The organism is Candidatus Mycobacterium methanotrophicum, assembly GCF_023515995.1.
GTDB classification, from domain to species: Bacteria; Actinomycetota; Actinomycetes; order Mycobacteriales; family Mycobacteriaceae; genus Mycobacterium; species Mycobacterium methanotrophicum.
In genome coordinates this window covers 381918-408817 of sequence record NZ_CP097320.1, presented here as the reverse complement: position 1 = coordinate 408817, position 26900 = coordinate 381918, and the positions used below count along the sequence as shown (strand labels likewise).

Below are 26900 nucleotides of genomic sequence, written 5' to 3'. Positions count from 1 at the left end.
ATGGCAGCGCCGCTGTTGCAAGCACAGATCGATATCACGGCACCGGTCTCGAAAGTCTGGTCGCTGGTCAGCGATTTTCGCCGCATGCCCGAGTGGAGCCCGCAATGTCGGTTGATGCGGCAACTGGGTCCGCTGCGCCGCGGCACCCGCACTATCAACATCAACCGCCGCAACCGGTTGTTCTGGCCGACGACATGTACCGTCGTCGAGCTGATCCCGGACCAGAAGCTGGCGTTCAGGGTCAACACCAACAACACGATCTGGAGCTACGAGCTGCAGCCGATTCCCGAGGGCACCCGGGTGATCGAGAGCCGGCACGCGGAGAACGGGACCACGCCGGTCTCGAGTATGGCCGTGAACGCGTTCATGGGCGGGACGGCGAAGTTCGAGCGTGAACTGGTGGACGGCATGAACACGTCGCTGGCCAGGATCAAAGCTGCGGCTGAGAACGGCTAACTGAGCTCGACGGGTTTCTCGTTGACATCCAGCACCCCGTCGTCGTAGGGGTCATACGTCGGCGAGCCGCTGCCCGCGGGGGCCGGGGTGTCGGAATGTGCGCCGCAGCCGTATTCGAAGTCGACGACATGCCCGTCAGCGGACAACTCGTTGCCGCATACCCCGAACATCGCGCCCAAGGATCCGGCAAGCGGCAGGAAGAAACCGCAATCGCGGCACACCCGTTTGGTGGATTGCGCCATCTGCGAGGACGGTCCGTAGTCGCCGTCGTGCCAGCGTTGCGCCGCCTCCGAGCGGCCCCACGCGCTCATCACCCGGCGCCGTCCCAGACCAATCTCTACCGCGACGTCGTCCACCTCCGGATCACCCGAAGCCAGGTAGCCGGGCACCAACCGCGGATCATCGGGCAGCGGCGCCAGCAGGTCTCCTGGGCTGAGGTCACCCGGCCGGACCCGCTGCTCCCAGGGCATCCACTCCGGCGCCAGCAATGACGTCGGACCCGGCACCAGCACCAATTCGCTGATGGTGGCGTGATCAGCTCCGGGGTAGGCGGCCACGACGACGGCCCACTGCCAGCCGCGATAACCCGGCAGATGGGCGAGGAAACGGTGGGTGGCGCTGGTCGGATCTTCATAGCCGACGCCGAGGTAATCACCCACCGTGTCGGCGCCACTGAACTCGGCGACGGCCGCCCGCGCCTGCTCGACGGCAGCGGTGAGAACGGCCACCAACTGCGGCGACCACTCTTCGGTGGTCGCCGCAGCCGACTCCGGATCGGATCGGGTCACATTGTCCGCTGTTTCCATATGCCGTCAATACTGCCCTAGAGCGGTGGCGTCCGGCCACACCGGTCGCCTACCCATCGCACCGGCCGACATCTGTGAGAATTGAGGCATGGCTGGACGGCGGCGCGATCACCCGGATAACGGCCGGGCGTCTGCCGACCGCCGCACCCGCACCCGGCCCGCAGCCGAGCACCCTGGTATGGCCAATTATCCGGCCGACGAACCGGACTACCGCCGACCCGACCATCGGCGCCGCCCGCCGCCGACGCCCAGCGCCAACCGCTACCTGCCGCCGCTGCACCATCAGCCCGAGCCCAACCGTCGCAGCGAGCCGCCATCTGCTGGCACAGGCGCCGAGCGGGTCACCGTCACCCGCGCGGCCGCGCAGCGCAGCCGCGAGATGGGTTCGCGGATGTACGGGTTGGTGCAACGCGCCGCCACCGCCGACGGCGCCGACAAGTCCGGGCTGACTGCGCTGACCTGGCCGGTGGTGGCCAACTTCGCGACTGACGCCGCGATGGCCGTGGCGCTGGCCAACACGTTGTTCTTCGCCGCGGCCACCGGGGAAAGCAAGGGCAGGGTCGCGCTCTACCTGTTGATCACGATTGCGCCGTTCGCTGTTGTCGCACCGCTGATCGGTCCGGCGCTGGATCGGCTACAGCACGGCAGGCGCGTCGCGCTGGCGGCGTCGTTTGCACTGCGCACCGGGCTGGCGGTGGTGCTGATCAGCAACTACGACAGTGCCACCGGGAGCTTCCCGTCCTGGGTGTTGTATCCCTGCGCGCTGGCGATGATGGTTTTCTCGAAGTCGTTCAGCGTCCTGCGCAGCGCGGTGACACCACGGGTGATGCCCCCGTCGATCGACCTGGTGCGCGTCAATTCCCGGCTGACCATGTTCGGGCTGCTCGGTGGCACGATCCTGGGTGGCGGCATCGCCAGTGGAATCGAATATGCCTTCACCCACTTGTTCGGATGGCCCGGCGCGTTATTCGTCATCGTTGCGGTCACTGTTGCCGGCACCTTGTTGTCCATGCGAATTCCGCGCTGGGTCGAAGTGACCGCAGGCGAGGTTCCCACCACCTTGAGCTATCGCACCCACCCATCCCGCCGAAGCTGGCCGGAGGAGGTTCGCAGAGCGGGTGGGGCTCTTCGGCAACCGTTGGGCCGCAACATCATCACCTCGCTGTGGGGGAACACCACCATCAAGGTTATGGTCGGATTCCTGTTTTTGTATCCGGCGTTTGTCGCCAAAGCGCGGGACGCCAGTGGATGGGTGCAACTCGGCATGCTGGGACTTATTGGCGCCGCGGCAGCCATCGGCAATTTCGCCGGCAACTTCACCAGCGCACGGCTGCGGCTGGGCAGGCCGGCGGTGCTGGTGGTGCGCTGCACTGTGGCGGTGACCGTGGCGGCGGTGGCCGCAGCGGTGGCCGGCAATCTGCTGACCGCCGTGATCGCAACCCTGATCACTTCAGGGTCGAGCGCAATCGCCAAGGCGGCATTGGACGCGTCCTTGCAGGACGACCTGCCCGAGGAATCCCGCGCGTCGGCGTTCGGGCGCTCAGAATCGAGCCTGCAGCTTGCTTGGGTGCTCGGCGGCGCGCTGGGTGTGCTGCTCTACACCGAGCTGTGGGTCGGCTTCAGCGTCGTTGCAGCCGTGCTGATTTTGGGATTGGCGCAGACCGTGGTCAGCTTCCGCGGCGACTCGTTGATCCCCGGCTTGGGCGGAAACCGGCCGGTGATGGTCGAGCAGGGAGGTGGTCGCAACGACCACGACGCCGCGGCGGCCTCATGGGAGTAAAGCCAACTGCGAAGTTCGGCGTGCTTGCGGCTGTGCTGATAGTGGCCGCGACGGCTTCCGGAGTCGGCGCATGGGCGCTATCGCGCGGGCGCGCTCCACTACACCCGGAGATCAGCGCATACTCCCACGGTCAGCTGACCCGAGTCGGACCCTACCGTTACTGCAAAGTACTTGACCTCAACGACTGCGAAAACCCAAGGGCGCAAGGCGAGTTGCGGATAAATGCGCGCGATCCGGTGCAGCTGTCGGTGCCACCGGCGATCGGCCGGGCACCGTGGTGGCTGTTGCGGGTCTATGAAGATACGGTCAACCCCGCGACCACCTTCTACCGGCCCGACAGCCGACTGGCGGTCACCATCCCCACTGTCGATCCCCAGCTGGGGCGCCTGACCGGGATCGCCGTCCAGTTGATGACTGTGGTCGTCGACCAATCCGGCCAATTGCATGGTGTCCCCCATGCCGAATGGTCGGTGCGCACCGTTTGGGGCTAGGCGCCGCCGTGGCCGACAGGTACCTGTTCTGCCGGAAGCGACGGCCCCGGCGGTGTGCCGTCACCGAATAGCCTGCCGCCCAATGCTTCCCGGCCATGCGGCGTTAGCCAATTGGCCAGCTCGGGCCCCTTTGGCACGATGCGGGTCGGGTTGATGTCGGCGTGCACGATGTAGTAGTGCTGCTTGATCTGGACGAAGTCGACCGTATCGCCGAAACCCGGCGTCTGGAACAGGTCACGCGCATAAGCCCACAGCACCGGCATCTCGGACAGTTTGCTTCGATTGCATTTGAAGTGCCCGTGATAAACGGCGTCGAAGCGGGCCAAGGTCGTGAACAAGCGGACATCGGCTTCGGTGATCGTCTCGCCCACCAGAAACCGCTGATTTTCCAGTCGATCGCTGACCCAGTCCAGAGCCGTGAACAACCGGTCGTAGGCCGCCTCGTAAGCCGACTGCGAGCCGGCGAAGCCGCATCGGTACACGCCGTTGTTGATTTCGCTGTAAACCCTTTTGTTGACCTCGTCGATCTCGCTCCGCAGCGCCTCGGGGTACAACTGCGGAGCGCCATCACGTTGGTAGGCGGTCCATTCCGTCGACAGGTCCAACGTCAGCTGTGCGAAGTCGTTGGTGACCACCGCGCCCGTCGGCACGTCGACGATTGCCGGGACGGTGATGCCCTTCGGATAGTCGGGAAAGCATTTGAAATAGGCGTCCTGCAAGCGAGGGATGTTCAGCACCGGGTCGACGCCGCCGGGGTCGAGATCGAATGTCCAGCTGCGCTTGTCATGGGTGGGGCCGCAAAACCCAATGGAGATAGCATTTTCCAGTCCCAGCAACCGCCGGACGATGATCGCGCGGTTGGCCCACGGGCACGCGCGTGCGACGATCAGCCGATACCGGCCCGGCTCGACCGGATAGCCGTCGCGGCCGTCGGCGGTGATGCGGGTCGCGATGTAGTTGGTGTCGCGGGTGAATTCGCCGGCCTGGGCGACGTATGTCATGTTAGGAGTCGGCCGCGGTCAGGAACCGCCGAGCCAGATTGGACTCGGTGGACGCACCGGTTTCCCAATGCGCGATCCACGGTCCAGTGCCCTCGGACTGGTCGACGATCCCGTTTTCGAGCCAGGTGTAGCGGCCTTGCAGCACCTTGCGCGCCAGCGCAATGTCGGTGCTGTCGGTGTTGTCCCACAACGCATTGAACAGCGCCTCCACCCGCAGGGTGGCCTGCTCGCAGAACGCGTCGGCCAGCTCGTATGCCTGCTCACCCTGGGCTCGGTCGGCAACTCGCTGAGCCTCGGCCCGCACGCACGAGGCCGACATCGCAAACAGTTCCGCGCCGATATCCACCACCCTCCCGAGGAATCCCTGCTTCTGTTCCAGCGCGGCCTGCCAACGTGCCATCCCGTAGAAGGTGTTGCGGGCCAGCTTTCTCGCGGAGCGCTCGACAAATCGCAAATGTTTTGCCAATTCGCCGAACTCGCGATAAGCCCCGGGACGTTGGCCCTCACCGAAAACCAATTGCGGCAACCACTTTGCGTAGAACCCGCTCGCGCCAACCGCAGCTTTGGCCTTCTGGCGCACATCGGCTTTGGGATTCGCAAGGTCACCGGCCGCAGTCAGGTGGGCGTCGACAGCCTCACGCGCGATCAGCAGCCGCATGATCTCACTGGAGCCTTCGAAGATGCGGTTGATCCTCAGATCGCGTACCACTTGTTCGACCGGCACGGCCCGCTCTCCGCGTGCGGCCAGCGACTCGGCGGTCTCATAGCCTCGGCCACCGCGGATTTGCAACAGTTCGTCGCCGATTACGCAGGCCATCTCGCTCGACCACAACTTGGCCAGCGCCGCCTCGATCCGGATGTCGTTGCGGCCCTCGTCGGCCATCTGACCGGACAGCTCCAACACCGATTCGAGCGCGTAGCTGGTCGCGGCTATGAACGAAAGCTTGCTTGCCACCGCCGCGTGTTCGCCGATGGGTTTGCCCCACTGCACCCGCTCGCACGACCACTCTCGACCGATTTTCAGCGACCACTTGGCGGTGCCGGCTGCTATCGCGGGTATTGCGAGTCGGCCGGCGTTCAGGGTGGTAAGGGCGATCTTCAGGCCGGCGCCCTCTCGACCGATCAGGTTTTCCGCCGGCACCCTTACGCGGTGCAGCCTGGTGACACCGTTTTCGATTCCGCGCAATCCCATGAACTTGTTGCGCCGCTCGACGGTGATGCCCGGTGAATCGGCCTCGACAACGAACGCGCTGATCCCGCCCCGGTGCCCCCCGCTCTTGGGCACGGCAGCCATCACCACCAGCAGGTCGGCGACCACACCGTTGGTGGTCCACAACTTGACGCCGTCCAGCTCATAGGCCTGTCCGTCGTCGACCGGAGTCGCCGTCGAGGCCATCCGCGCTGGGTCGGAGCCGACATCCGGCTCGGTCAGCAAAAACGCCGATATCGCCCCGGCAGCACACCGGGGCAAAAACTTCCGCTTCTGTTCCTCAGTTCCGGCGAGTTTGAGTGGTTCGGGTACGCCGATCGACTGATGCGCTGAAAGCAGCGCACCGAGACTGGGATGCACGGTCGAAACCATCTGCAGTGCGCGGTTATACGCGACTTGCGACATGTTCAGCCCGCCGTACTCGGACGGAATTTTCATGCCGAAACAACCGAGGTCGGCAAGGCCTTTGACGCATTCGTCGGGGATCTGCGCATCGCGCTCGATGACGCTGCCGTCGACCGTGTCGAGGAATTGCCGCAACCGAGCCAAGAACTTCTCGGTGCGAGCGGCCTCTTCGTCAGAGGGTTTGGGAAACGGGTGAACGAGCTCAAGCGGAAAACGACCGAGGAATAGCTCCTTGGCCAAGGATGGCTTATCCCAACCGCTTTCGCGAGATTCCTCAGCTACGGCTCTCGCTTGTTCCTCGCTGACCTGTGCCTGCTGTGCCATCGGACTTCCCCTCACTGAAAAGCGACTCCGGCGGTGCGTCTCGGTGACCAGTGTTCCCCGAGAAGCGCGCGGGCACACGCGTTTGTCCAACGAGGTAGAGCTAGGCGTCGAGTTCCTGGGCCACTGCTTTGACCACTTCCGAGACCCTGCGAGCAGTTTTGCGGTCCGGGTAGCGGCCCTTGCGCAGCTCGGGCTGCACGGTGCTCTCCAGCAGGGTGATCATGTCCTCAACCATGCCGTGCAGTTCGTCCGGGCTGTGCTTGTGTTCGCCGGTGCCCTCCCGACGGGTCCGGGTCAGGCTGGGCGGCGGGTCGATCAGTTTGAGACTCAATGCCTGGGGCCCGCGACGTCCGGTGGCAACGCCGAATTCAACGCGTTGCCCCGCCTTGAGGCCTTCGACGCCGGCAGGCAGCGCAGAGGAGCGCACGTAGACGTCCTCGCCGTCCTCCTGGGATAGAAAGCCGAAGCCCTTCGCGGCGTCGTACCACTTCACCTTGCCTGTCGGCACCGGTCTCACCTGCTTGTCTGACGGATAACTAAGGATGGGCGACACAACGAAGCGCCCCGCCTGCCCAGGACGCGATGACGACCGATCCTACTCGGACGCCGGCCCGCCGAGCACCCGGTTTGCCGGTAGGGTGGCGTTACCGTTGGAGGAAACAATGCGCCTGGTCCTGAACGTCATCTGGTTGATTTTCGGTGGCCTTTGGCTGGCCCTCGGCTATCTGCTGGCGGCGCTGCTCTGCTTCCTGCTCATCGTCACCATTCCCTTTGGGTTCGCAGCGTTGCGCATCGCATCTTATGCGCTGTGGCCGTTCGGGCGGACGATCATCGACAAGCCCGGCGCAGGCACCGGCGCGCTGATCGAGAACATCATCTGGTTGCTGTTGTGCGGAATCTGGCTTGCGATCGGGCACCTGCTCAGCGCGGTGGCGATGGCGCTGACGATCATCGGTATTCCGCTGGCGCTGGCCAACCTCAAACTGATCCCGGTGTCGCTGGCGCCGCTGGGCAAGGAGATCGTGCCGGTCGACCAAGCCAACCGACCCGCATCAGTGGCGGGATACCGCTGACCGTTCGTCTTTACCTGGACACCCGCCCGCCGGCCCTGACCAGTCGCTGTTGTGAGTTCGGTCACATAACGGATTGATCACAGGACGGCAACAGCTTAATGTCGGGGCCTCGCGACCTGCACGGATGAGGCGGCTTCCTGGCGTTTTTTGCGTCGACGGGAAGCGAAACGCCGAATTCGGCAAAAAATGACTCCGCCGCGCTCACCCGCTAGCGTCATCCGCGGCCTAGCCGAATCTTCCTGAGCGGTGGCCTTTCTCGCCTATAGCGCCGAGCTCCATCCATAGGCGAGAACTCGACAACCTATGGATGGAGACGGGGGACCCACTGGTCTGCCGAAATCGGACCGGGAGCCATCCGTGGCTCCTTGGGGTGAAGCCATCGCCGTTTGCATCAAATGCGGCGTGGCCGGGCGACCTCTCCCGCCCGAACCCGACAGCTGACCTCGTGGGCGCATCAAGAGAGGACGTCTTCGCGTATGAGCGGACGGCATCGCAAGCCAACCACGTCGAACATCAGCGTCGCCAAACTCGCATTCAGCAGTGCGGTGATCGGTGGCGGTGGCATCGCACTTGCGGGTCACGCATCTGCGGCTACCGATCAGCAATGGAACGCGGTCGCCGGCTGCGAGGCGGGCGGCAACTGGTCCATCAACACCGGCAACGGGTATCACGGCGGGCTGCAGTTCTCGCAGGGCACCTGGGCCGCCCACGGCGGCGGCGAATTTGCGCCATCCGCCAACCAGGCCACCCGCGAACAGCAGATCGCCGTCGCCGAGCGGGTGCTGGCGACCCAAGGCCGGGGCGCGTGGCCGGTGTGCGGCCGTGGACTCGGGGCCGCGACGCCGCGCAATGTCCTCGCCAACACGTCCGCACCGGACGCGCCACCGCCTGCCGATGCACCACCGGACGCACCGCCGCCGCCCGCGCCGGACGCACCGCCGCCGCCACCGCCTGCCGATGCACCGCCGGACGCACCGCCGCCGCCACCGCCTGCCGATGCACCACCGGACGCACCGCCGCCGCCACCGCCTGCCGATGCACCACCGGACGCACCTGCGCCGCCCGCGCCGGACGCACCGCCGCCGCCCGCGCCGGACGCACCGCCGCCGCCCGCGCCGGACGCACCGCCGCCGCCCGCGCCGGACGCACCGCCGCCGCCCGCCGTCGACGCACCTGCGCCCGAGGCTCCCGAACCTGCGCCCGCTGAGCCGGCCGCGGTCGACGCCCCGCCACCGCCGGATGCACCGCCGCCGGCTCCTCCGGTGGCTGAGACGATGGACGTCCACCCAGCCACTGCCGTGGCGCATTGGACCTTCGCCGACGACCGTGCCCCCGGCTTGCCGACGGTGCCAGGGCTGCCGACGGACCCGGCCGCCGCGGGCTCTGCAATACACGACCTGCAGGTACCGCCGCAGCTCGCACCGTTGCTAGATCCGGCGAACCTGCCGGACACCAGCAAAGGGCTGCCCGTGACGCCGCCGCAGAACATGGCCCCGAGCTATGTGAAAGACCTGCTCAAGGCCATCCATTCGCAACAGGTCAGCGGTAACCCGGCCCTGTCGTCGCTGGCTTAGCCGACGCGCCGCCTAGCGGTTGACTTCCGTGACGGGATGTAGATAAGGCAGCTCCTCGGCTGGCAGCGGAAAGACCACGTCGCCGTAGGGAGACAGTGCGCCGGTCCGATCGGTTGCCAGTTCGCTGACCGCGTGGTCGTCTGGATCGGTCGTCGGCCAGCCTTTGTCGACGTAACGGGTCTTCTGCGCTTTGTTGTCAGCGTTGTTAGCCACGCGTCCCATTCTGACAGGTGTTGCCCAGTGACGACGGCCCGGCTCTTGCGTCCACATCAGCCCGCCGCCTCGCAAGGCCTTCCCCTGCGACTGCTTTACGCTGGTCAGCAATGACGCAACAAACCCCGGGCATCCCGCTGGGGTCCTGGCTGGCCGACTTGCCCGACGAGCGGCTGATCCGTCTTCTGGAGCTGCGGCCCGACCTTGCTCAGCCGCCGCCGGGAAGCATCGCGGCCTTGGCCGCCCGCGCCCAGGCCCGACAGTCAGTCACGGCCGCCACCGACGAACTGGACTTCCTGCGGCTTGCGGTGATCGACGCGCTGCTGGTTCTGCACGCGGACAGCGGGTCGGTGCCCGTAGCCAAGTTGCTCGCCCTGATCGACGGTCGGGCGCCCGAATCCGACGTGCTCGACGCACTCGACGACCTCAAGCAGCGCGCCCTGGTTTGGGGGGACGCCGAATTGCGAGCCGCCCCCGACGCCGCTGCCGGACTGCCTTGGCATCCAGGGCAAGTGACTCTGGAAGACGCGTCGGCCAGCGCCGAGCAGATTGCCGAGCTGATCGACGGCCTCAACGAGCCACAGCGGGAACTGCTGGGCAAGCTGCAGGACGGGTCGCCGCTGGGGCGCACTCGCGATGCCGCCCCCGGCGCTCCGGCGGATCGGCCGGTACCACAGCTACTCGCGATGGGGCTCCTGCGCCGAAGCGACGCCGACACCGTGATCCTGCCGCGCCACGTCGGGCAGGTGCTGCGCGGCGAGCAACCGGGGCCGGTGCAGCTGACCGCGCCCGATCCCGTAGTTGCCACCACTACATCCGCCGACGCCGACGCCGCAGCCGCGGGCGCGGTCATCGACTTGCTACGCGAAATCGATGTGCTGCTACAAACACTCGGGTCGGCACCAATTTCCGAGCTGCGCAGCGGCGGGTTAGGAGTGCGTGAGGTCAGGCGCATGGCAAAGGCGACCGGCATCGACGAAAGCCGGCTGGGCCTGATCCTTGAGCTGGCCGCCGCTGCAGGCTTGATCGCCAGTGGGCTGCCCGATCCGCAACCGGTCAGCGGTGAGGTGCCCTACTGGGCGCCGACGGTGGCCGCCGACCGGTTCACCGAAGGGTCCGCCGCCGAGCGCTGGTATCTGCTGGCCAGCACCTGGCTTGATCTGCCGGCCCGCCCGGCGTTGATCGGGACTCGCGGACCTGACGCCAAACCGTATGCGGCGCTTTCAGATTCGCTGTACTCGACGGCGGCCCCGCTGGACCGCCGGCTGCTGCTGGACATGCTGGCCGAGCTGCCGGCCGGTGCGGCAGTGGACAAGAGCACCGCGTCGGCGGCGCTGATCTGGCGACGGCCGCGCTGGGCCAAGCGGCTACAGCCCGCGCAAGTGGCGGACCTACTGGAAGAGGCGCACCTGGTCGGTCTGGTGGGCCGCGGCGCGATCAGCACGCCGGGCCGCGCGTTGGTTGACCACGGCACAGCGGACGGCGACGCCGACGTTGTCGACGCGATGGCGCATGCCTTACCCGCGCCGGTCGACCACTTCCTGGTTCAGGCCGACCTGACGGTCGTGGTCCCCGGGCCGCTCGAGCGTCATCTCGCCGAGGAGCTGGCGGCGGTGGCCACCGTCGAGTCGGCGGGCACCGCGATGGTGTACCGCGTCAGCGAGCAATCGATCCGGCATGCGCTGGACATCGGCAAAACCGCCGACTCGTTGCACTCGATGTTCGACAAGCACTCCAAAACCCCTGTGCCGCAAGGGCTGACCTACCTGATCGACGATGTGGCACGCCGGCACGGGCAGCTGAGGATCGGCATGTCCGCGTCGTTCGTGCGATGCGAAGACCCGACGCTGCTCGCCCAGGCGGCGGCTTCCGCCGAGACCCGAGCGCTGGATCTGCGGGTGCTGGCCCCGACGGTGGCGATCTCCCGTGCGCCGATCAGCGAAGTGCTCGCGGCCTTGCAGGATGCCGGCTTCGCCCCAGCCGCCGAGGACTCCACCGGCACGATCGTCGACATCCGGGCCCGCAGAGCCCGAGTGCCCACGCCACAGCGTCGTCGGGTGCGCCGGACTATCGCGCGCCCGAGCGGGGAAAGCCTGAGCGCGGTCGTCGCGGTGCTGCGAAAGGTGACCACCGCGCCGTTCGGCAATGTCCGGATTGACCCGGCGGTGGCCATGTCGCTACTACAACGTGCCGCCCACCGGCAGGACACCGTGGTCATTGGCTACGTCGACGCCGCCGGGGTCGCCACCCAGCGGGTGGTGTCGCCTATCACCGTGGCCGGCGGGCAGCTGGTGGCGTTCGATTCCGCTTCGGGACGCGCACGCGAGTTCGCCATCCACCGCATCACCTCGGTGATGCGCGCCGGCGACGGCCCAGAGCGCAGCGATGCGGAGGAGCGGCGCTAGATGTCAGGGGACGAAATAATGGGTCGCTATGCGCGCCGGCGACGATCCAGAGCGCAGCGATGGGGAGGAGCGGCGCTCTATGCCTAACGGGCCGTTGATCGTGCAATCCGATAAGACCGTGCTGCTCGAAGTTGACCATGAGCTTGCCGGTGCTGCGCGCACAGCGATCGCGCCGTTCGCCGAGCTGGAGCGCGCACCCGAGCATGTGCACACCTACCGCATCACCCCGCTGGCACTGTGGAACGCGCGCGCCGCGGGCCACGACGCTGAGCAGGTGGTCGATGCGCTCGTCAGCTACTCCCGCTACGCCGTCCCGCAGCCGCTGCTGGTCGACATCGTCGACACCATGGCCCGCTACGGGCGGCTGCAACTGGTCAAGAACCCGGCCCATGGTCTGACGCTGGTCAGCATGGACCGTGCGGTGCTCGAGGAAGTGTTGCGTCACAAGAAGATTGCACCAATGCTGGGCGCGCGGATCGACGACGACACGGTCGTCGTGCATCCCAGCGAACGGGGCCGGATCAAGCAGATGCTGCTCAAGATCGGCTGGCCCGCTGAGGATCTGGCCGGCTATGTCGACGGCGAAGCACACCCGATCAGCCTGCGGCAGGACGGCTGGCATCTGCGCGACTACCAGGAGATGGCCGCCGACTCGTTCTGGGCGGGCGGATCAGGTGTGGTGGTCCTGCCCTGCGGGGCGGGCAAGACACTTGTCGGCGCGGCAGCCATGGCGAAAGCCAGCGCGACGACGCTGATTCTGGTCACCAACACCGTCGCAGGCCGGCAGTGGAAACGCGAACTGATCGCCCGCACGTCGCTGAGCGAAGACGAGATCGGCGAATACTCCGGGGAACGCAAGGAAATCCGCCCGGTCACCATCGCCACCTATCAAGTGATCACCCGTCGCACCAAGGGCGAGTACCGCCACCTGGAGCTGTTCGACAGCCGTGACTGGGGGTTGATCGTTTACGACGAGGTGCACCTGCTGCCGGCGCCGGTGTTCCGGATGACCGCTGATCTGCAGTCTCGGCGGCGGCTGGGGTTGACGGCCACGCTGATCCGCGAGGACGGCCGCGAGGGTGACGTGTTCAGCCTAATCGGCCCGAAACGCTACGACGCGCCGTGGAAAGACATCGAGGCACAAGGCTGGATCGCGCCGGCGGAATGCATCGAGGTACGGGTCACGCTGACCGACAACGAGCGGATGCGCTACGCCACCGCCGAAGCCGACGAGCGTTACCGAGTCTGCTCGACGGCCCACTCGAAGATCGCGGTGGTCCGCTCGATCTTAAGCCGCCATCCCGGTGAGCCGACGTTGGTGATCGGCGCCTACCTGGACCAGCTCGACGAGCTGGGCGAGGTGCTGGACGCCCCGGTGATCCAGGGCTCGACCAAGACCGCCGAGCGCGAGGCGCTGTTCGACGCTTTCCGCCGCGGTGAAGTGAACACGCTGGTGGTGTCCAAGGTCGCCAATTTCTCCATTGATCTTCCAGAAGCTGCTGTGGCCGTGCAGGTTTCGGGCACATTTGGCTCTCGACAGGAGGAGGCGCAGCGGCTGGGCCGGCTACTGCGACCGAAGGCCAGCGGCGGCGGGGCGGTGTTCTACTCGGTGGTGGCCCGCGACAGCCTGGACGCCGAGTACGCCGCGCACCGGCAACGGTTTCTGGCCGAGCAGGGATACGGCTATGCCATCCGCGACGCCGACGACCTGCTGGGCCCGGCAATCTGAAGCGACACGATGCTCGCCGACGCGGCGCCCGGTGAGCGCGCGGCAGCCCGTGGGTTATCTTGGCGACCATGGCTGTCACGGTGATACTCGAACTCAGGTTCAAGCCCGGCGAGGTCGCCGCGGGGCGCGAACTCATGGGCCGCGCACTGCAAGACACCCGGGCGTTCGACGGGAATCTGCAAACCGACGTGCTCATCGACGAGGACGACGAGGCGCACTGGCTCATCTACGAGCTGTGGGATTCGCTCGACCACGACGAGGCCTATCGCAGGTTTCGCGCCGGCGCAGGCGAGCTGACGCAGCTGCCCCCATTGCTGGCCGCCCCGCCGGTCAAGACTAGGTACACCACCAGCGACGTCTAACTCAGCGCGGGAATCACTTCCCTCTCGAACAGCTCGACGCCGGAACGGTCGTATGCGGCCTCCGGGAAGTAGCAGATGACATACTCGCAGCCCAGCCCGCGCAGCTGCTGCAGCCGCTCGATGACCTGTTCGGCGGTGCCGGATGCCGATTCGGGTCCGGTGACGCCGCGGATCATCGCGTCGGCCGCGGATTGCGGTATGTAGCCGACAAGCCGGTCGCGGACGCGCCGCAACCGGTCTTTGACGTCGGCATCCGAGGCGCCGATCACGGTATTGACGTTGACCGAGCGCACGATCGCGTCGTAGTCGGCGCCGACGGCGCGGCAATGCCCCGCAAGCACTTCGGACTTGTGCGCAAACCCGGCGGGCTGGGGTGTGAAGTTGGTGTACCGCGCGTACTTCGCCGCAATGCGCAACGTCACCTTCTCGCCACCGCCGGCGATCCACAGCGGAATACCGCCGGCCTGCAAAGGCTTCGGAGCGACGATCGCGCCGTCGACCTGGTAGTGCCTACCGGCGAAACTGACCTTGCCGTCGCGCCAGGCGTCGCGCATAATCTGCACGCCTTCGTCCAAGCGGGCCAACCGCACTCCCGCCGACGGGAATCCGTAACCGTATGCGCGCCATTCGTGTTCGTACCAGCCACCGCCGATGCCCATCTGGATACGCCCACCCGAGATGATGTCGGCGGTGGCCACCACCTTCGCCAGGTAGACCGGATTGCGGTAACTCATGGCCGTGCACATCTGGCCGAGCTTGATCCGCGACGTCGTCGCCGCGTAGGCCGACATCAGCGACCACGCCTCGTGGGTGGCTTCGGCGGTCGGCATCGGCACGGTGTGGAAGTGGTCGTAAACCCACAGCGAGTCCCACGCGCCGCCGTCGGCGTAGGCCGCCAAGTCGCGCATCACCGGCCAGTGCTTGTCGACGTCGATGCCGGCCAGATCCAGCCGCCAGCCCTGGGGGATGAAAAGTCCGAAACGCATAGCTTGGGACTCTAGCCCGGCGCCGTCAGATATCGAGGGCACCAGCCGCAGCAGCTCATGCGGTCGCCACGAGTTCTGCAGCGTCGCTGTGGAGTTGCGCGAGCCCAGGATCGAAGGTGGCGGGTCGACCATTGTGCATTCGAGCCAGCTGCGCCAGATATGCGTCGGTCACCCTGTCGATGACCGATAACGCCGGCAAGGTCGACATCGGCGAACGAGACGCTGTCCGGCCAGAATTCGTGCCGCTGATCCGCGGTGATCGCGACGATGAGCTCTCGTGCCACATCCGACGTCTGCCCTTCCCTGAGCAGCAGGCGTAGCAGGCCGCCGTGTGTCATCGGGCAAGAGGCAAACGCTACCCCGGTTGACGACAGCCAGTCCTGCGCCGGTTCGTGGTGAATGTGATCGGCCACCACCAGCGCGGTCAGGACATCGGCGTCGAGCAGTGTCGTCGTTCCTCCTCTAAGGACCTCACCCGCTCGGATGTCACCACGGCGCCAAGCGTGACCACCGGCAACCCCGTTCTCACACTTCGAGACACCTCAGCGCAGTGGCCGTGACCCAATCCTCGACGCATGAGGTCGGCGATCGTCTCGCTCAGGGTGCGGTGGGTGTCGCGAGCGATCTACTGCGCCAACGGTCGACCTCACCCTCTGCGTCAGCGAACCTTGGGCGCCGTTTGCGCCAAGGACTGTCGACCCTCTGGTCTCTGCGAGGGGATGATTGCAACGCCGTGAATGGGCCGCCGGTCGCTGTGGTTCTTGCCGCCACATTCCCTGTGGAGGCGGTTATCGGTATTTACGATGCGAGCCGCCACCGGAAGAAGTAGGTCTCCCGTGTTACTGAGTGCCTGGTCAGAACCAGTGATCGGGACCTAAGACCTCCATTTGGTGGCTAACGGCTCGCCCTACGCCATTGTCGCGTTTCATACCGTTGGCGAAAAGCAGCCACATACCCCGACAAGCCACGGCAGAAAGCAGGGACGGCAATGCGATCACAACGCCTCCGGTCGCTGGTCAACGCGCAAGGTCCGTTCGCCTCGGTCTTTTTCGATGATTCGCACGACAGTCTGGATGCTGTCGAGCAACTCGAAGCGAAATGGCGCGATCTTCGTAAACATCTCGAGGAACAGGGAACAGACGCTGAAGTCATCGACAGGCTCGACGATGCCGTCCTACACCATCGACCGGCTATGGGTCGGCGCGGGCGCGCGCTGATCGCGACCCGCGAGCAAATACTTGTCGACGAATACCTGATCAGCCCACCGGCAGCCCCGGTCACCCGCTGGTCGGATTACCCCTAGATCGTGCCGTTGATAGAACTCGAGATGCGGCGACCCACTATGTATTCGCCACGGTGGACCACGCCGGTGCGGACGTGATGCTTATCAGGACGACACCATCAGGTCCAGGAGCGTCGACGGCGGTGGCTATCCGGTCCACAAGCCGGTCACCGCCGGCTGGAGGGGACAGGTGATGACTTCGGCGCTCCTGGGCAGGCTGCTGGAGACCGCGGAACGGGAAGCCAAGCGGCTCGAGGACTCCTACATCTCGGTCGAGCATCTGGTGCTGATGCTAGCCAAGGAGGGATCGGCAGCCGCCGCCGGGCGCATCCTGGCTTCCCACGGGATCACCCGCGAATCGTTCCTGAAGGCGTTAACCGCGGTGCGTGGCAACCAGCGGGTCACCCCTGCCACACCCGAGGCGCCCTATCAGGCGTTGAAGAAGGACGGCCCTGTCTACGGCGCCCGGCCGTTGCGCTGCCACATTGCCCGCGAGGCGCAAACCTGCATCGGTCGGGCCCTGCTGCGCGGCGACATCGTGGCGGGCGCCAAGATCCAAGTCAACGTGGCCAACGGCGAACTGGCTGTGAGCTGTTCGGAGCCGGCGCTGGCCACCTAAGGAAAGCAGCACATGGAAACGCACATCGTTCAATGCCCGAACTGTGGGCGGCGCAACAGAGTACCCGTCGCCGGGTCGGGAAAACCACGCTGCGCCCAGTGTCACCGCTGGCTGCCCTGGATCGCTGAGGCCGGCGATCACGATTTCACCGAGGTCGTCGAGAAGTCTTCGATTCCTGTGCTCGTGGACCTATGGGCTCCCTGGTGCGGACCGTGCCGGATGGTCAGTCCCGTGCTCGAACAGTTGGCCACCGAACGCGCGGGCGACCTGAAACTCGTCAAGATCAACGTGGATACCGCGCCGGCGGTTTCCCGGCGTTTCGGGGTGCAGGCGGTCCCCACACTGCTGATCGTCGACCACGGCCGGCTGCTCGCACAGCAGGCGGGCGCCGCCTCCGTCACGGCGCTCAGATCCTGGCTGGACCAAGCCCTTTCGGACGGCGCCACCGAGTAGGCCCGGCCGTGACAGCGGTAGAGATCGACCCCGCCCGCGGTCGCCAACCCGCGCCCAGAATCTGCGAGGCGTGCTCCGAATTTGGCTTTGGGATATCGCCGCCGCCACCGACTCCGCTCACTGCGGCGCCAACCGATCACACAACACGTTCACGGTGTCAGCAGGTTCCTTCCACATGTGAAAGGTGTTTCCGCCCGCTGCATCTAGCGTCTCGTCAGCAATGGCTAGCGCGTGCAGACCTGGCATGGGTTTGCCGGCGATCGCGATCACCCGGCGCTGTTCGGTGGTGAAGATGCGGACCCACATCCCGCACCCAACGCCCGGTCGCCGGCCAGAACCGATCCCACATAGTGCGGGCTTAGTTCCCGCGAGCAGCGAGAAGTTGCCCCTGTGAGTTCTGCCCGGAGTCGAAGACGACGGTCATCTCGGTGTCGGGCTATCTGGCGGTCGGTGGACGCTGGTGGTGGCGTGCGCGAAAATGCCGTATGCCTAACGTTAGTGAACCGACGAACGCAGATCTTCGTACCGAGCTGCTCAGCTTCGAGCAGGCATCGGGTGCGCACCCTGATCATCACCAGCAAGCAGAGCTTCTCGTCTAGCATGGCGAAGGCAACGATGTCGGCGCGTGCCTGACCATCTGCGGCTGGCGCTCGGCCACGACACCGTTGAGCTAGCTGCTCGCCGACAACGGCCTTGCCTCGCACGCAGCAACGACGCTACAGGTCGCCGCGGCGGGGGCGGTGGAGACCAGCGCCCGAACCCGCGGTCGACGACCCGTTCGCGCGCGTCTTCCTCGACGAGGCCGGCCCGGGAATCTGGAGTCTGCACTGGAAGAACTCGTCGAACAAACACCGTCCGCACCGCCATGAAGCCCACCATCGCCGGCACCGGTGCTCTCGCTGGCAGGCCCCTCTCGGGCAAGCCTTCCGCCATGCGCTCCCGCCAGGCGCCGTCCGCAGGCACCGGGGTAATAGGGCTGCCGTTGTTGACACCAGGTCACTTGCTGCGACGTCATCGAGAATCGGGCCATGACTTCATCGCCGCCACGGGTCCACATCAACACTTTTCCCTGTGGCCCGCTTGCGCGGGCGTATCGGCGCCGATAATCGACGTGATCCAGTAAAACTATGGCATGTCAATCGCGGCCAACGCCGCCGGACCGCTGATCGGCGCGCCGGTGGCGCGCCTTGTCGCCGGTGCTCGCCGCAAAATAACATGGACAATCGCTATTGTCCCAGGTCACAAAGCATTTCCACTGTTCACACGTCGATCAAGTCACCGGCCCATCCATGGATCGTGGCTAAGCTCCTCACCAACAGGAGAACATCGTGGCAGACGATCTATCCACCGACCAGCAGCCGAAGTTCGCGGACGTCGTGCTGTCGGGTGGCGGGGTGAAGTTCATCGGCCTGGTGGGCGCCGTCGTCGCGCTGATGGACGCCGGATACACGTTCAAGAGAGCATCCGGCGTGTCGGCCGGCTCGGTGGTTGCGGCGATCCTCGCGGCTGCGTCCCAAGGTGACCAGCTGAGCGGCGAGGAAGTCAGGCAACTCGCGTTGTCGGTGCCGTTGCGCAAATGGCGCGACGCCGCCCCTGTCCCCTTCCTCGGCCCTGCGTGGGGGCTGCTACGGAGCGGGAGCATGTACCGCGGCGACTTCGCCTACGACTGGATACGCAGCGAGCTGAAGAACCTGGGTGTGACCACCTTCGGCGACCTGGCCCTCAACGAGGACCACCTGCCCGAGGAGCGGCGCTACAGGCTAGCGGTCACCGTCGCCGACGTGACGATCGCGCAGCTGGTGCGACTGCCATGGCACTACCGGCGGACCTACGGGTTGGACCCCGATGAGCAGCTGGTCGCCGACGCGGTTCGCGCCTCGATGGCGATCCCGTTCTTCTATCCCCCGGTCAGCTTGACCAGCGCCACCGGGCGCACCTCCACCCTGGTCGATGGCGGCGTGTTGACGAACTTTCCGATCGACTCCTTCGACCGGTCGGACGGCAGACCGCCGCGCTGGCCCTCGTTCGGGGTCACGGTGATACCGAGGCTCAACGAGGGCGTCGAGGAAGTTATGCCCGCGCTGAAACCGCTGCGTCTTTTCGAACAGACGTCTTTATTGGAAAGCCTGCTCACCACCATGCTGGTGGGCCATGACCAGACCCAGCTGAGCCGGCCGTGGGTCCGTGCCCGAACGATCGAGGTCGAATCGAGCGACGTGGGTCTGCTCGACTTCGATATCCCCAGAAAGCGTCTCGAAGAGTTCTACGAGAAGGGCTATGCGGCTGCCCAGGAGTTCCTGTCGAGCTGGGACTGGACCGAATACCTCGACCAGTTCCGGCATTCGCGCTGGCGGCTGCCTCCTTCGAAGTGAAGTGACCCGACGACGCCGGCTGCGGCCGGGAACGGGGTCGCCGCGGGCTGTCGGCGGCGGCACGAAGGGACAGCTGCGCGACTACCTGGTCGTCTCCTAACTGCCGCAACACGGGCACGGTGTGGGAGCTGTCCTTCGACCGCGCCCGCTAATCGAATATGTGTTCGGGTATAGCGGGGTCGACTGACTGGTGAGTGCGTCCGAGTGGCTCGTGTGTTGGGCCGGGCCGAGAGCTGATCGCCCAGCGGCACTTTGCGCGCCGACCGATCTCCGGCATGCCGAACGTCACTTGCGGCTGCGGGCTGAGGTTTCAGGCAAAATCGCGGTGCAGTAGTAGTTGTCCGGCGCGGGCCCCCGCTCGCCGTTGACGGAGGGCACTGGTAATGCGTTGTCGGCCAACACCTGGCTGATAAGGATGCGATTCACCACGCGCCAGCCCAGCCCGGTCAGATAGTCGGCGACATCGTTGCGGTGACCGGGATAGCCCAGGTCGTCGAGGCTGACGTCGAGGCCATGCTCATACCACTTGCGGGCTGCTGCCGTCAACGCTTCCCGGCCATCTGGGGAGTTCCAAAAGATGTCGGCGACGAATCGGCTGCTATCGCTGCTGAGCGCGGTGATGGTGTCCAGCAGGCGATCCTGGGCTGGCGGCGGCAGGAACGCCAGCAAGCCCTCGGCGCTCCATGCGGTGGGTTTGGCGGGGTCAAACCCGGCCTGGCGAAGCGCCGCGGGCCAGTCGTATCGCAGATCGACCGGCGCCATCCGCAGCTCAACCGTCGGCTGGGCGCCTAGCGCCGCGAGCGTGGCGCTCTTGAATTCGAGCACTTTGGGTTGGTCGATCTCGAACAGCGTCATATCCGACGGCCAGGACAGGCGGTAGGCGCGCGCGTCTAGTCCGGAAGCCAAGATCACGGCCTGGCGGATACCAGCCGCTGTCGCCTCGGCAAAGAATCTGTCGAAGTAGTGGGTCCGCGCCGTCATCGAGTCAGTCATCCGTTGCATGCCCCACGGCGCGTCGGCAACGTCGACCTCAGCCGGATCCAGCTCACCGGTCGCCCAGCGTGTGAAAAAGTCAACGCCGACCGCTCGGACCAGCGGCTCAGCGAAACGGTCCGCGATAAGCCGGTTATCGCTCCTGCTCGCGCGGGCCCTGCCCGCGGCCACCATCGTGGCGGTGGCCCCCACGCTCGATGCCAGATCCCACGTGTCGTTATCGCTTCGCGTCATGATGAAGTTCCTGCAGTTGGTTGCCCGGTATCCACGGTCCACAAGTTAGTTAGCAAGCGTAAAGAGAGGTCGAGGCTTTCGCGCCGCCTTTCACCAACACGCATACCAGCTTGTCGCTCACGAGAACACGCTAGCGGCCAGGGCGGCGAGGTTGAGCGGTGGGGCGTCGGTCATCCACACCTGGGTGCGGCCGGTCGCCAGCTGGTCTGCGGCCGGATACACCCGCCATGCTTGCTGGCGGACCATCACGGTGTGGGTGAGCGCCACAGCGTGAAACCGGGTCGGCATCTCGATCGTGTCGATGATGGCGCCGCGGCGGCCCAGCTCGGTGAGCGCGCGAGGGTTGGCTTTGGTGACGGTCACTTGGCGCCAAGGCCGCCACCACGGAAGCAAGTTAACCATGTCCACTTTTTGGGAGAACCCCAACAGCATCGGCCACCGACTCGTCGGCGCCGGTCAACACCTGCGCGGCATTGACCGCTTGGGCCCACACCCCGTTCAGCGTCTTGTGGTGTGCGCCCAACTGGTCGCGATGCTGCTGGTGGACGCCGCTGACAGCACGGTGGAATTGCTGCGCTTCGGCGAAATCGCCGAAAATTCCCGACGCCGAATCTGCGCCGGCGAGTGCCTCGGGCGCGTCTCGCGCCGACCCCGCGGCACCCGTTGATGCTGGCAAATGGGAGCCCGGGCAGATCGGATCCGTGGCGGCGGACGGGAGTCGCCACGATGTCATGATCGGTGTTGGCCGCCGTGAGCAGGGCTGTGAGGGTCGCAATAGTTGTCCGTCATCGAGCCAGGCATTGTGGGCGGGCGGCCTGCTCGCGAGTGGCGAGATCAGGGCTTTGCACCAGCCGCCGATACGCCTCGACGAGGTTGCCGTCGCGGTCATCGACAGGTACGCCAGCGCGGAATCGTTCCCATTCGATAGGCAGCAGCACACGGAGGCCGCGGTAGAGCCAGTCGATCTCTTGTGGCCGGCTCATCGTGACTTCGACCAGGATGATGCCGGTAACGCGTTCAGGGTGGCGTTGTGCGTAGGCGAGGATCAGCGTCGATGCCCACGATCCCCCGTAGAGCAGCCATTGACCAACGTCCAAATGCTCACGGAGAACTTCGATGTCGGCAAGCAGATGTTCGGTGGTGTTGCACCCCATGTCGGTAGTGGGATCAGCAGCGTTAGGCAACCTGTCGACCGCGCCAGCCGCAGCGCGCGAGCAGACGCAGAATCGCACGCGGAATGCCCGCGCAATGCGATTCTGCGTCTGCTCGCGCGGGCTCACGTCAACGAGTCCGGCGGTAGGAACCGGTCACCGTAGCGGGCCGCCAGCTCGCGCGCCCGGGCGACGAACGCGTCCTTACCGGTACCGCCCGCGCCGGAGTAGCCGACGATGTACTGCGCGCTGCCCCCGGTCCACGGCGGGAAACCGATGCCCATGATCGACCCGATGTTGGCGTCGGCGGTCGACGTGAGAACGCCTTCGTCGAGGCACTTCTGGGTTTCCAGCGCCTCGGCGAAGAGCATCCGGTCGATCATGTCCTGTAGCGGCGGCGCCGACGAACCGGATTTGAACGTCTCGCGCAGGCCCGGCCACAGCCGGGTGCGCTTGCCGTCGACGTATTCGTAGAAACCCGCTCCCTTCAACCGGCTGGGCCGGCCGATCTCGATCATCTTCTCGATGACGGCTTCTGCCGGGTGCGGCACGTATGTGCCGCCGGCATCCTCGACACCCTTGCGGGTGGCGGCGGCGATCTTGTGCATCAGCTCCAGGTTGAGCTCGTCGGAGAGTTGCAGCGGCGGCGCCGGATAGCCGGCCTGCGAACCCGCGCGTTCGATACTGGCCGGCTCCACGCCCTCGCCCAGCATCGCCAGCGCCTCGTTGATGAACGTGCCGATGACCCGGCTGGTGAAGAAGCCGCGGCTGTCGTTGACGACGATCGGGGTCTTGCCGATGGCCAGCGTGTAGTCGAACGCGCGGGCCAGCGCTTCATCAGAAGTCTTGCGGCCCTTGATGATTTCGACGAGCGGCATCTTGTCGACCGGTGAGAAGAAGTGGATTCCGATGAAGTTCTCTTGGCGCTTGACCCCCGTCGCCAGACCGGTGATCGGCAAGGTCGACGTGTTCGACCCGAGCAGCGCGTTAGGCTCGACGACGTCCTCGATCTCGCCGAACACCTGGTGCTTGAGTTCCTGGTTCTCAAAGACCGCCTCGACGACGAAGTCGACGCCCTTGAAGTCGGCGGGGTCAGCAGATGGCGTGATGCGGTCCAGCAGCGCCTTGCTCTTCGCCTCGGTGGTCTTGCCACGTTGAAGCGCTTTGGCCTCAAGCTTTTCCGAGTAACCCTTGCCCTTCTCCGCGGCCTCGATGCTGACATCCTTGAGCACCACGTCGAACCCGGCCTTAGCCGACACGTAAGCGATGCCGGCGCCCATCATGCCCGCGCCCAGCACACCGATCTTGCTGATCTTGACCGGTTCGATTCCGTCGGGCCGCGAGCCGCCGCCGTTGATGTGCTGCAGGTCAAAGAAGAACGCCTGGATCATGTTCTTGGCGACCTGGCCGGTGACCAGCGAGGTGAAATACCGGCTCTCGATGCGGCTGGCGGTGTCGAAGTCCACCTGCGCGCCCTCGACGGCCGCGTCCAGGATGGCCCGCGGCGCCGGCATCGGCGCGCCCTTGAGTTGCTTTTTCAGCAGCGCCGCGAACGACGGCAGGATGCCGGCCAGCGCGGGGCTGGACGGGGTGCCGCCGGGTATCTTGTAGCCCTTGGCGTCCCACGGCTGAGTGTGCGAGCCGGGGTTGGCCTTTATCCAAGCCTTCGCCCTCGGAACCAGTTCCTCGACCGAGCCGACGAGTTCGTCGACCAGCCCGATCTCCTTGGCCTTGTCCGGCTTGAACCGGGTGCCCTGGGACAGGATGTTCATGAACGCGTTCTGGATGCCGAACATCCGCACGGTGCGGGTCACGCCGCCGCCACCCGGCAGCAGGCCCAGCGTCACCTCGGGCAGCCCGACGACCAGACCCTTGACGTCGGCGGCGATCCGGTGGTGACACGCCAATGCGATCTCCAGGCCACCGCCGAGCGCTGCACCGTTGATCGCGGCCACCACCGGCTTGCCCAGCGTCTCCAGGGCGCGCAGGTCACGCTTGATCGACTCGACGGTGTCGAACGCCTCGCCGGCATTCTCCGGGCCGAGTTTGATCATGCTCTTGAGATCGCCGCCGGCGAAGAAGGTCTTCTTCGCGCTGGTGATGACCACGCCGGTGATTGAATCCTTCTCCGCAGCAAGGCGTTCGACGGCGTTGTGCATCGACTGCTGGTAGTGCGCGTTCATCACGTTGGCCGACCCGGTCGGGTCATCCAACGTCAGCGTGACGATGCCGTCGGCGTCCTTGTCCCACGCAATGGTGTTCTCTGCCATGGTGTTAAACCCTCTCGATGATGGTGGCCACGCCCATGCCGCCGCCGATGCACAGCGTGATCAGCGCGCGGCGCGCCCCCCGGCGCTCAAGCTCGTCGACCATGGTGCCGGTGATCATGGCGCCGGTGGCGCCCAGCGGGTGGCCCATCGCGATGGCGCCGCCGTTGACGTTGAGCTTCTCGTCCGGAATGCGCAGGTCCTTCTGGAATTTCAGCACCACCGACGCGAACGCCTCGTTCAGCTCGAACAGGTCGATGTCCTCGATCGTCAGGCCGGCGCGGTCGAGCACCTTGCGGGTGGCCGGCATCGGGCCGGTGAGCATGATGACCGGGTCGGCGCCGCTGGTGGCGGTGGCCACGACACGGGCCCGCGGGGTCATATTGCTGGCAGCTCCCGCCTTTTCACTGCCGACCAGCACCAGCGAGGCCCCGTCGACGATGCCGGAGCTGTTGCCGCCGGTGTGCACGTGGTTGATCTTCTCGACGAAGTGATACTTCTGCAGCGCCACGTCGTCGAAGCCGCCCATCTCGCCGATGCCGTCGAACGCGGTCTTCAGCTTGGCCAGGTCGTCGGCTGTGGTGCCGGGCCGCATGTGCTCGTCGTGGTCGAGGATCACCAGACCGTTCTGGTCACGCACCGGCACCACCGACTTCGCGAAGTAGCCACCAGACCAGGCCTTGGCAGCCCTCTGCTGGCTGCGCAGCGCATAGGCGTCGACGTCCTCGCGGGAGAAGCCTTCGATGGTGGCGATCAAATCCGCGCCGATACCCTGCGGCACGAAGCCGAGCTGGTAGTTGGTCTCGGGGTCGTTGGCCCAGGCGCCGCCGTCGGAGCCCATCGGGACGCGGCTCATCGACTCGACACCGCCGGCCAGCACCAAGTCGTCCCAGCCGGAGCGCACCTTCTGCGCGGCGATGTTCACCGCTTCCAGCGCGGACGAGCAGAACCGGTTCAGCTGGACGCCACCGGTGGTCTCGGGCAGCCCGGCCGCCAGCACCGCGGTGCGGGCGATGTCGCCGCCTTGGTCGCCGATCGGGGACACCACCCCGAGGATCATGTCGCTGATCAGGGTCTCGTCCAGGTCGGGGAAGCGCCTGCGCAGTTCGTCGACCAGCCCGACCACCAGGTTCAGCGGCTTGACCTCGTTCAACGACCCGTTGCGCTGCTTGCCGCGCGGCGTGCGGATGGCCTCGTAGATGAAGGCTTCTTCGGACATTGGGTGATTCCTCTTCAACATGTCGTTTTCGGATCTGTCCTCGGGACGCTAGTCCCTGTCGGCCACTCTAACAGGGGGCCGATCAACCTGTTGGTTGGGCCGCGTTGGCGCCGAGTGTGCGGCTGGCCGCACACTCGAGCCCTGCGCCTTAAGCTCGTCACCCATGACGGTGTCGCGACTGCAGCCCTATGCGACCACGGTGTTCGCCGAGATGTCGGCGCTGGCGGCCCGGGTCGGCGCGGTGAACCTCGGGCAGGGCTTCCCCGACGAGGACGGGCCACCGGCGATGCTCAAGGCCGCCCAGCACGCCATCGCCGAGGGCGTCAACCAGTACCCGCCGGGAATCGGCGTCGCGGCGTTGCGTGAGGCGATCGCCGCGCAGCGCAAGCGGCAGTTCGGCGCCGACTACGACCCGGACACCGAAATCCTGGTGACGGTCGGGGCCACCGAGGCCATCGCGGCCGCGGTGATCGGCCTGGTCGAGCCCGGCGCCGAGGTGATCTTGATCCAGCCGTTCTACGACTCCTACTCCCCCGTGGTGGCGATGGCCGGCGCGCAGCGGATCGTCGTGCCGTTGGTACCCGACGGTCGCGGCTTCGTGCTCGACGTCGACGCGTTGCGGCGCGCGGTGACGCCGCGCACCACGGCGTTGATCCTGAACTCGCCGCACAACCCGACCGGCACCGTCCTCAGCGAGGCCGAGCTGGCCGCCATCGCAGACGTCGCGATCCAAGCCGACTTGCTCGTCATCACCGACGAGGTCTACGAGCATCTGGTGTATGACGGTCGCCGCCACCTGCCTCTCGCCGGTTTCGACGGGATGGCCGAGCGCACCATCACGATCTCGAGCGCCGCGAAGATGTTCAACTGCACCGGCTGGAAGATCGGATGGGCTTGCGGGCCAGCCGAACTCATCCTCGGTCTGCGAGCGGCCAAACAGTATCTGAGTTACGTCGGGGGTGCACCGTTTCAGCCGGCGGTGGCGCACGCGCTGAACACCGAAGGAAGCTGGGTGGACACGCTGCGAACTTCGTTGCAGGACAAGCGGGATCGGCTGGCACGCGGATTGGCCGAGATCGGCTTTCGGATGCACGACAGCGCGGGCACCTTCTTCTTGTGTGCCGATCCGCGTCCGTTGGGTTACGACGACAGCACGGCGTTCTGCGCCGCGCTGCCGGAAAAGGTCGGCGTCGCCGCAATCCCGATGTCGGCGTTCTGCGATCCCGCTGCCCCGGGGCGGTCGCAGTGGAATCACTTGGTGAGGTTCACCTTCTGCAAGCGAGACGACACCCTCGACGAGGCGGTCCGCCGACTGGCACTACTGCGAACGATCTGAGCCGATAGCGGCCATGACCCGTCGTCGCAGCCCCTCGGTTGCGGCGCTGAGGATCGTTTGTGTGCCGACGACCACCAGGACGGCACGGAGCCGACGTCGGCCAGCGCCTCCAGGATCACCTCCGGCGGCGCGTCGATGAGGATCTCGCGCGATGCTCGT

At 66.1% G+C, this 26900-nt stretch carries 26 protein-coding genes, 2 pseudogenes and 1 riboswitch; of the genes and pseudogenes, 15 read left to right on the top strand and 13 right to left on the bottom strand.

The window, feature by feature from the left end:
• A complete protein-coding gene (locus tag M5I08_RS02200) occupies positions 1 to 456 on the top strand; it encodes an SRPBCC family protein (protein ID WP_219067611.1) in 456 nt (151 codons plus the stop codon).
• Here M5I08_RS02200 and M5I08_RS02195 read toward each other — a convergent pair.
• The gene (locus tag M5I08_RS02195; protein WP_219067610.1) at positions 453 to 1262 is read right to left on the bottom strand and encodes a DUF3027 domain-containing protein; all 810 of its coding nucleotides are present in this window, start codon (positions 1260 to 1262) and stop codon (positions 453 to 455) included. The two genes, M5I08_RS02200 and M5I08_RS02195, sit on opposite strands and share 4 nt — an antisense overlap.
• Positions 1263 to 1440: 178 nt before the next feature.
• On the opposite strand from M5I08_RS02195, the gene M5I08_RS02190 reads away from it, so the two are divergent.
• Together M5I08_RS02190 and M5I08_RS02185 are read left to right on the top strand one after the other, a co-directional pair.
• Positions 1441 to 3042 (top strand): MFS transporter, encoded by a 1602-nt coding sequence (locus tag M5I08_RS02190; RefSeq protein ID WP_249763281.1) that lies wholly within the window; start codon positions 1441 to 1443, stop codon positions 3040 to 3042.
• Entirely contained in the window at positions 3033 to 3533 is a 501-nt protein-coding gene (locus M5I08_RS02185; RefSeq protein ID WP_219067608.1) for a DUF2771 domain-containing protein, read from the top strand. The genes M5I08_RS02190 and M5I08_RS02185 overlap by 10 nt, the downstream gene beginning before the upstream one ends.
• On the opposite strand, the gene M5I08_RS02180 is transcribed toward M5I08_RS02185, so the two are convergent.
• From M5I08_RS02180 to M5I08_RS02170, 3 genes are all read right to left on the bottom strand, one after another.
• Positions 3530 to 4534 (bottom strand): glutathione S-transferase family protein, encoded by a 1005-nt coding sequence (locus M5I08_RS02180; protein WP_219067607.1) that lies wholly within the window; start codon positions 4532 to 4534, stop codon positions 3530 to 3532. The genes M5I08_RS02185 and M5I08_RS02180 overlap by 4 nt on opposite strands.
• Position 4535: 1 nt before the next feature.
• The gene (locus M5I08_RS02175) at positions 4536 to 6473 is read right to left on the bottom strand and encodes an acyl-CoA dehydrogenase family protein (RefSeq protein WP_219067606.1); all 1938 of its coding nucleotides are present in this window, start codon (positions 6471 to 6473) and stop codon (positions 4536 to 4538) included.
• A 100-nt stretch (positions 6474 to 6573) separates the two neighbouring features.
• Positions 6574 to 6981 (bottom strand): cold-shock protein, encoded by a 408-nt coding sequence (locus M5I08_RS02170; protein WP_219067605.1) that lies wholly within the window; start codon positions 6979 to 6981, stop codon positions 6574 to 6576.
• Between the two features lie 154 nt (positions 6982 to 7135).
• Here M5I08_RS02170 and M5I08_RS02165 point away from each other — a divergent pair, with 154 nt between their 5' ends.
• Positions 7136 to 7546 (top strand): YccF domain-containing protein, encoded by a 411-nt coding sequence (locus M5I08_RS02165; RefSeq protein ID WP_219067604.1) that lies wholly within the window; start codon positions 7136 to 7138, stop codon positions 7544 to 7546.
• A 256-nt stretch (positions 7547 to 7802) separates the two neighbouring features.
• A riboswitch (cyclic di-AMP (ydaO/yuaA leader) is annotated at positions 7803 to 8014 on the top strand.
• An 8-nt stretch (positions 8015 to 8022) separates the two neighbouring features.
• Positions 8023 to 9120, top strand: coding sequence for a transglycosylase family protein (locus M5I08_RS02160; protein ID WP_249763059.1), 1098 nt, complete (start codon positions 8023 to 8025; stop codon positions 9118 to 9120).
• A 12-nt stretch (positions 9121 to 9132) separates the two neighbouring features.
• Here the strand turns inward: M5I08_RS02160 and M5I08_RS02155 are convergent, their stop codons facing one another.
• Positions 9133 to 9342 carry a hypothetical protein gene (locus tag M5I08_RS02155; RefSeq protein ID WP_370328561.1) on the bottom strand — a complete coding sequence of 70 codons (210 nt, stop codon included), beginning with the start codon at positions 9340 to 9342 and terminating at the stop codon, positions 9133 to 9135.
• A 101-nt stretch (positions 9343 to 9443) separates the two neighbouring features.
• On the opposite strand from M5I08_RS02155, the gene M5I08_RS02150 reads away from it, so the two are divergent.
• The 3 genes from M5I08_RS02150 (at position 9444) to M5I08_RS02140 (ending at position 13829) form a co-directional block, all read left to right on the top strand.
• Complete coding sequence (locus M5I08_RS02150; protein ID WP_219067601.1) at positions 9444 to 11738, top strand: helicase-associated domain-containing protein; 2295 nt, start codon at positions 9444 to 9446, stop codon at positions 11736 to 11738.
• Positions 11739 to 11817: 79 nt separating this feature from the next.
• Positions 11818 to 13467: a DNA repair helicase XPB gene (locus M5I08_RS02145; RefSeq protein WP_219067600.1), complete on the top strand. Its 1650-nt coding sequence runs from the start codon at positions 11818 to 11820 to the stop codon at positions 13465 to 13467.
• A gap of 68 nt (positions 13468 to 13535) precedes the next feature.
• Positions 13536 to 13829 (top strand): putative quinol monooxygenase, encoded by a 294-nt coding sequence (locus M5I08_RS02140; protein ID WP_219067599.1) that lies wholly within the window; start codon positions 13536 to 13538, stop codon positions 13827 to 13829.
• Here M5I08_RS02140 and M5I08_RS02135 read toward each other — a convergent pair.
• Positions 13826 to 14815, bottom strand: a complete 990-nt coding sequence (locus M5I08_RS02135) for an LLM class F420-dependent oxidoreductase (protein WP_219067598.1) — start codon at positions 14813 to 14815, stop codon at positions 13826 to 13828. The two genes, M5I08_RS02140 and M5I08_RS02135, sit on opposite strands and share 4 nt — an antisense overlap.
• A gap of 179 nt (positions 14816 to 14994) precedes the next feature.
• Here M5I08_RS02135 and M5I08_RS26290 point away from each other — a divergent pair, with 179 nt between their 5' ends.
• The 4 genes and pseudogenes from M5I08_RS26290 to trxA all read left to right on the top strand — a co-directional run bounded on the left by M5I08_RS26290 (position 14995) and on the right by trxA (position 17169).
• A complete protein-coding gene (locus M5I08_RS26290; RefSeq protein ID WP_219067597.1) occupies positions 14995 to 15135 on the top strand; it encodes a hypothetical protein in 141 nt (46 codons plus the stop codon).
• Positions 15136 to 15803: 668 nt separating this feature from the next.
• A pseudogene (locus tag M5I08_RS02125) lies at positions 15804 to 16284 on the top strand (baeRF2 domain-containing protein); the annotation flags it as partial.
• 6 nt (positions 16285 to 16290) lie between these two features.
• On the top strand, positions 16291 to 16716 hold the full coding sequence (locus tag M5I08_RS02120) for a Clp protease N-terminal domain-containing protein (protein WP_219067595.1): 426 nt from the start codon (positions 16291 to 16293) through the stop codon (positions 16714 to 16716).
• A gap of 12 nt (positions 16717 to 16728) precedes the next feature.
• On the top strand, positions 16729 to 17169 hold the full coding sequence (trxA, locus tag M5I08_RS02115) for a thioredoxin (RefSeq protein ID WP_219067594.1): 441 nt from the start codon (positions 16729 to 16731) through the stop codon (positions 17167 to 17169).
• A gap of 117 nt (positions 17170 to 17286) precedes the next feature.
• Here the strand turns inward: trxA and M5I08_RS02110 are convergent, their stop codons facing one another.
• Positions 17287 to 17475 (bottom strand): hypothetical protein, encoded by a 189-nt coding sequence (locus tag M5I08_RS02110; RefSeq protein ID WP_219067593.1) that lies wholly within the window; start codon positions 17473 to 17475, stop codon positions 17287 to 17289.
• A gap of 817 nt (positions 17476 to 18292) precedes the next feature.
• Between M5I08_RS02110 and M5I08_RS26460 the strand changes: the two are divergent.
• Together M5I08_RS26460 and M5I08_RS02105 are read left to right on the top strand one after the other, a co-directional pair.
• Positions 18293 to 18377, top strand: a pseudogene (locus M5I08_RS26460) (hypothetical protein); the annotation flags it as partial.
• 120 nt (positions 18378 to 18497) lie between these two features.
• Positions 18498 to 19541: a patatin-like phospholipase family protein gene (locus tag M5I08_RS02105; RefSeq protein ID WP_219067592.1), complete on the top strand. Its 1044-nt coding sequence runs from the start codon at positions 18498 to 18500 to the stop codon at positions 19539 to 19541.
• A gap of 285 nt (positions 19542 to 19826) precedes the next feature.
• Here the strand turns inward: M5I08_RS02105 and M5I08_RS02100 are convergent, their stop codons facing one another.
• The 6 genes from M5I08_RS02100 to M5I08_RS02075 form a co-directional block, all read right to left on the bottom strand.
• Entirely contained in the window at positions 19827 to 20768 is a 942-nt protein-coding gene (locus M5I08_RS02100; protein ID WP_219067591.1) for a class I SAM-dependent methyltransferase, read from the bottom strand.
• Between the two features lie 117 nt (positions 20769 to 20885).
• The gene (locus M5I08_RS02095) at positions 20886 to 21170 is read right to left on the bottom strand and encodes a hypothetical protein (RefSeq protein WP_219067590.1); all 285 of its coding nucleotides are present in this window, start codon (positions 21168 to 21170) and stop codon (positions 20886 to 20888) included.
• Positions 21163 to 21444: a DUF2563 family protein gene (locus M5I08_RS02090; protein ID WP_219067589.1), complete on the bottom strand. Its 282-nt coding sequence runs from the start codon at positions 21442 to 21444 to the stop codon at positions 21163 to 21165. The genes M5I08_RS02095 and M5I08_RS02090 overlap by 8 nt, the downstream gene beginning before the upstream one ends.
• A 109-nt stretch (positions 21445 to 21553) precedes the next feature.
• On the bottom strand, positions 21554 to 21952 hold the full coding sequence (locus M5I08_RS02085; protein ID WP_370328560.1) for an alpha/beta fold hydrolase: 399 nt from the start codon (positions 21950 to 21952) through the stop codon (positions 21554 to 21556).
• A gap of 92 nt (positions 21953 to 22044) precedes the next feature.
• Positions 22045 to 24189: a 3-hydroxyacyl-CoA dehydrogenase NAD-binding domain-containing protein gene (locus M5I08_RS02080; protein WP_219067587.1), complete on the bottom strand. Its 2145-nt coding sequence runs from the start codon at positions 24187 to 24189 to the stop codon at positions 22045 to 22047.
• Between the two features lie 4 nt (positions 24190 to 24193).
• The gene (locus M5I08_RS02075) at positions 24194 to 25405 is read right to left on the bottom strand and encodes an acetyl-CoA C-acetyltransferase (RefSeq protein WP_219067586.1); all 1212 of its coding nucleotides are present in this window, start codon (positions 25403 to 25405) and stop codon (positions 24194 to 24196) included.
• A gap of 163 nt (positions 25406 to 25568) precedes the next feature.
• Between M5I08_RS02075 and M5I08_RS02070 the strand changes: the two genes are divergently transcribed.
• Positions 25569 to 26741: a pyridoxal phosphate-dependent aminotransferase gene (locus M5I08_RS02070; protein ID WP_219067585.1), complete on the top strand. Its 1173-nt coding sequence runs from the start codon at positions 25569 to 25571 to the stop codon at positions 26739 to 26741.
• Positions 26742 to 26900 lie beyond the last annotated feature (159 nt).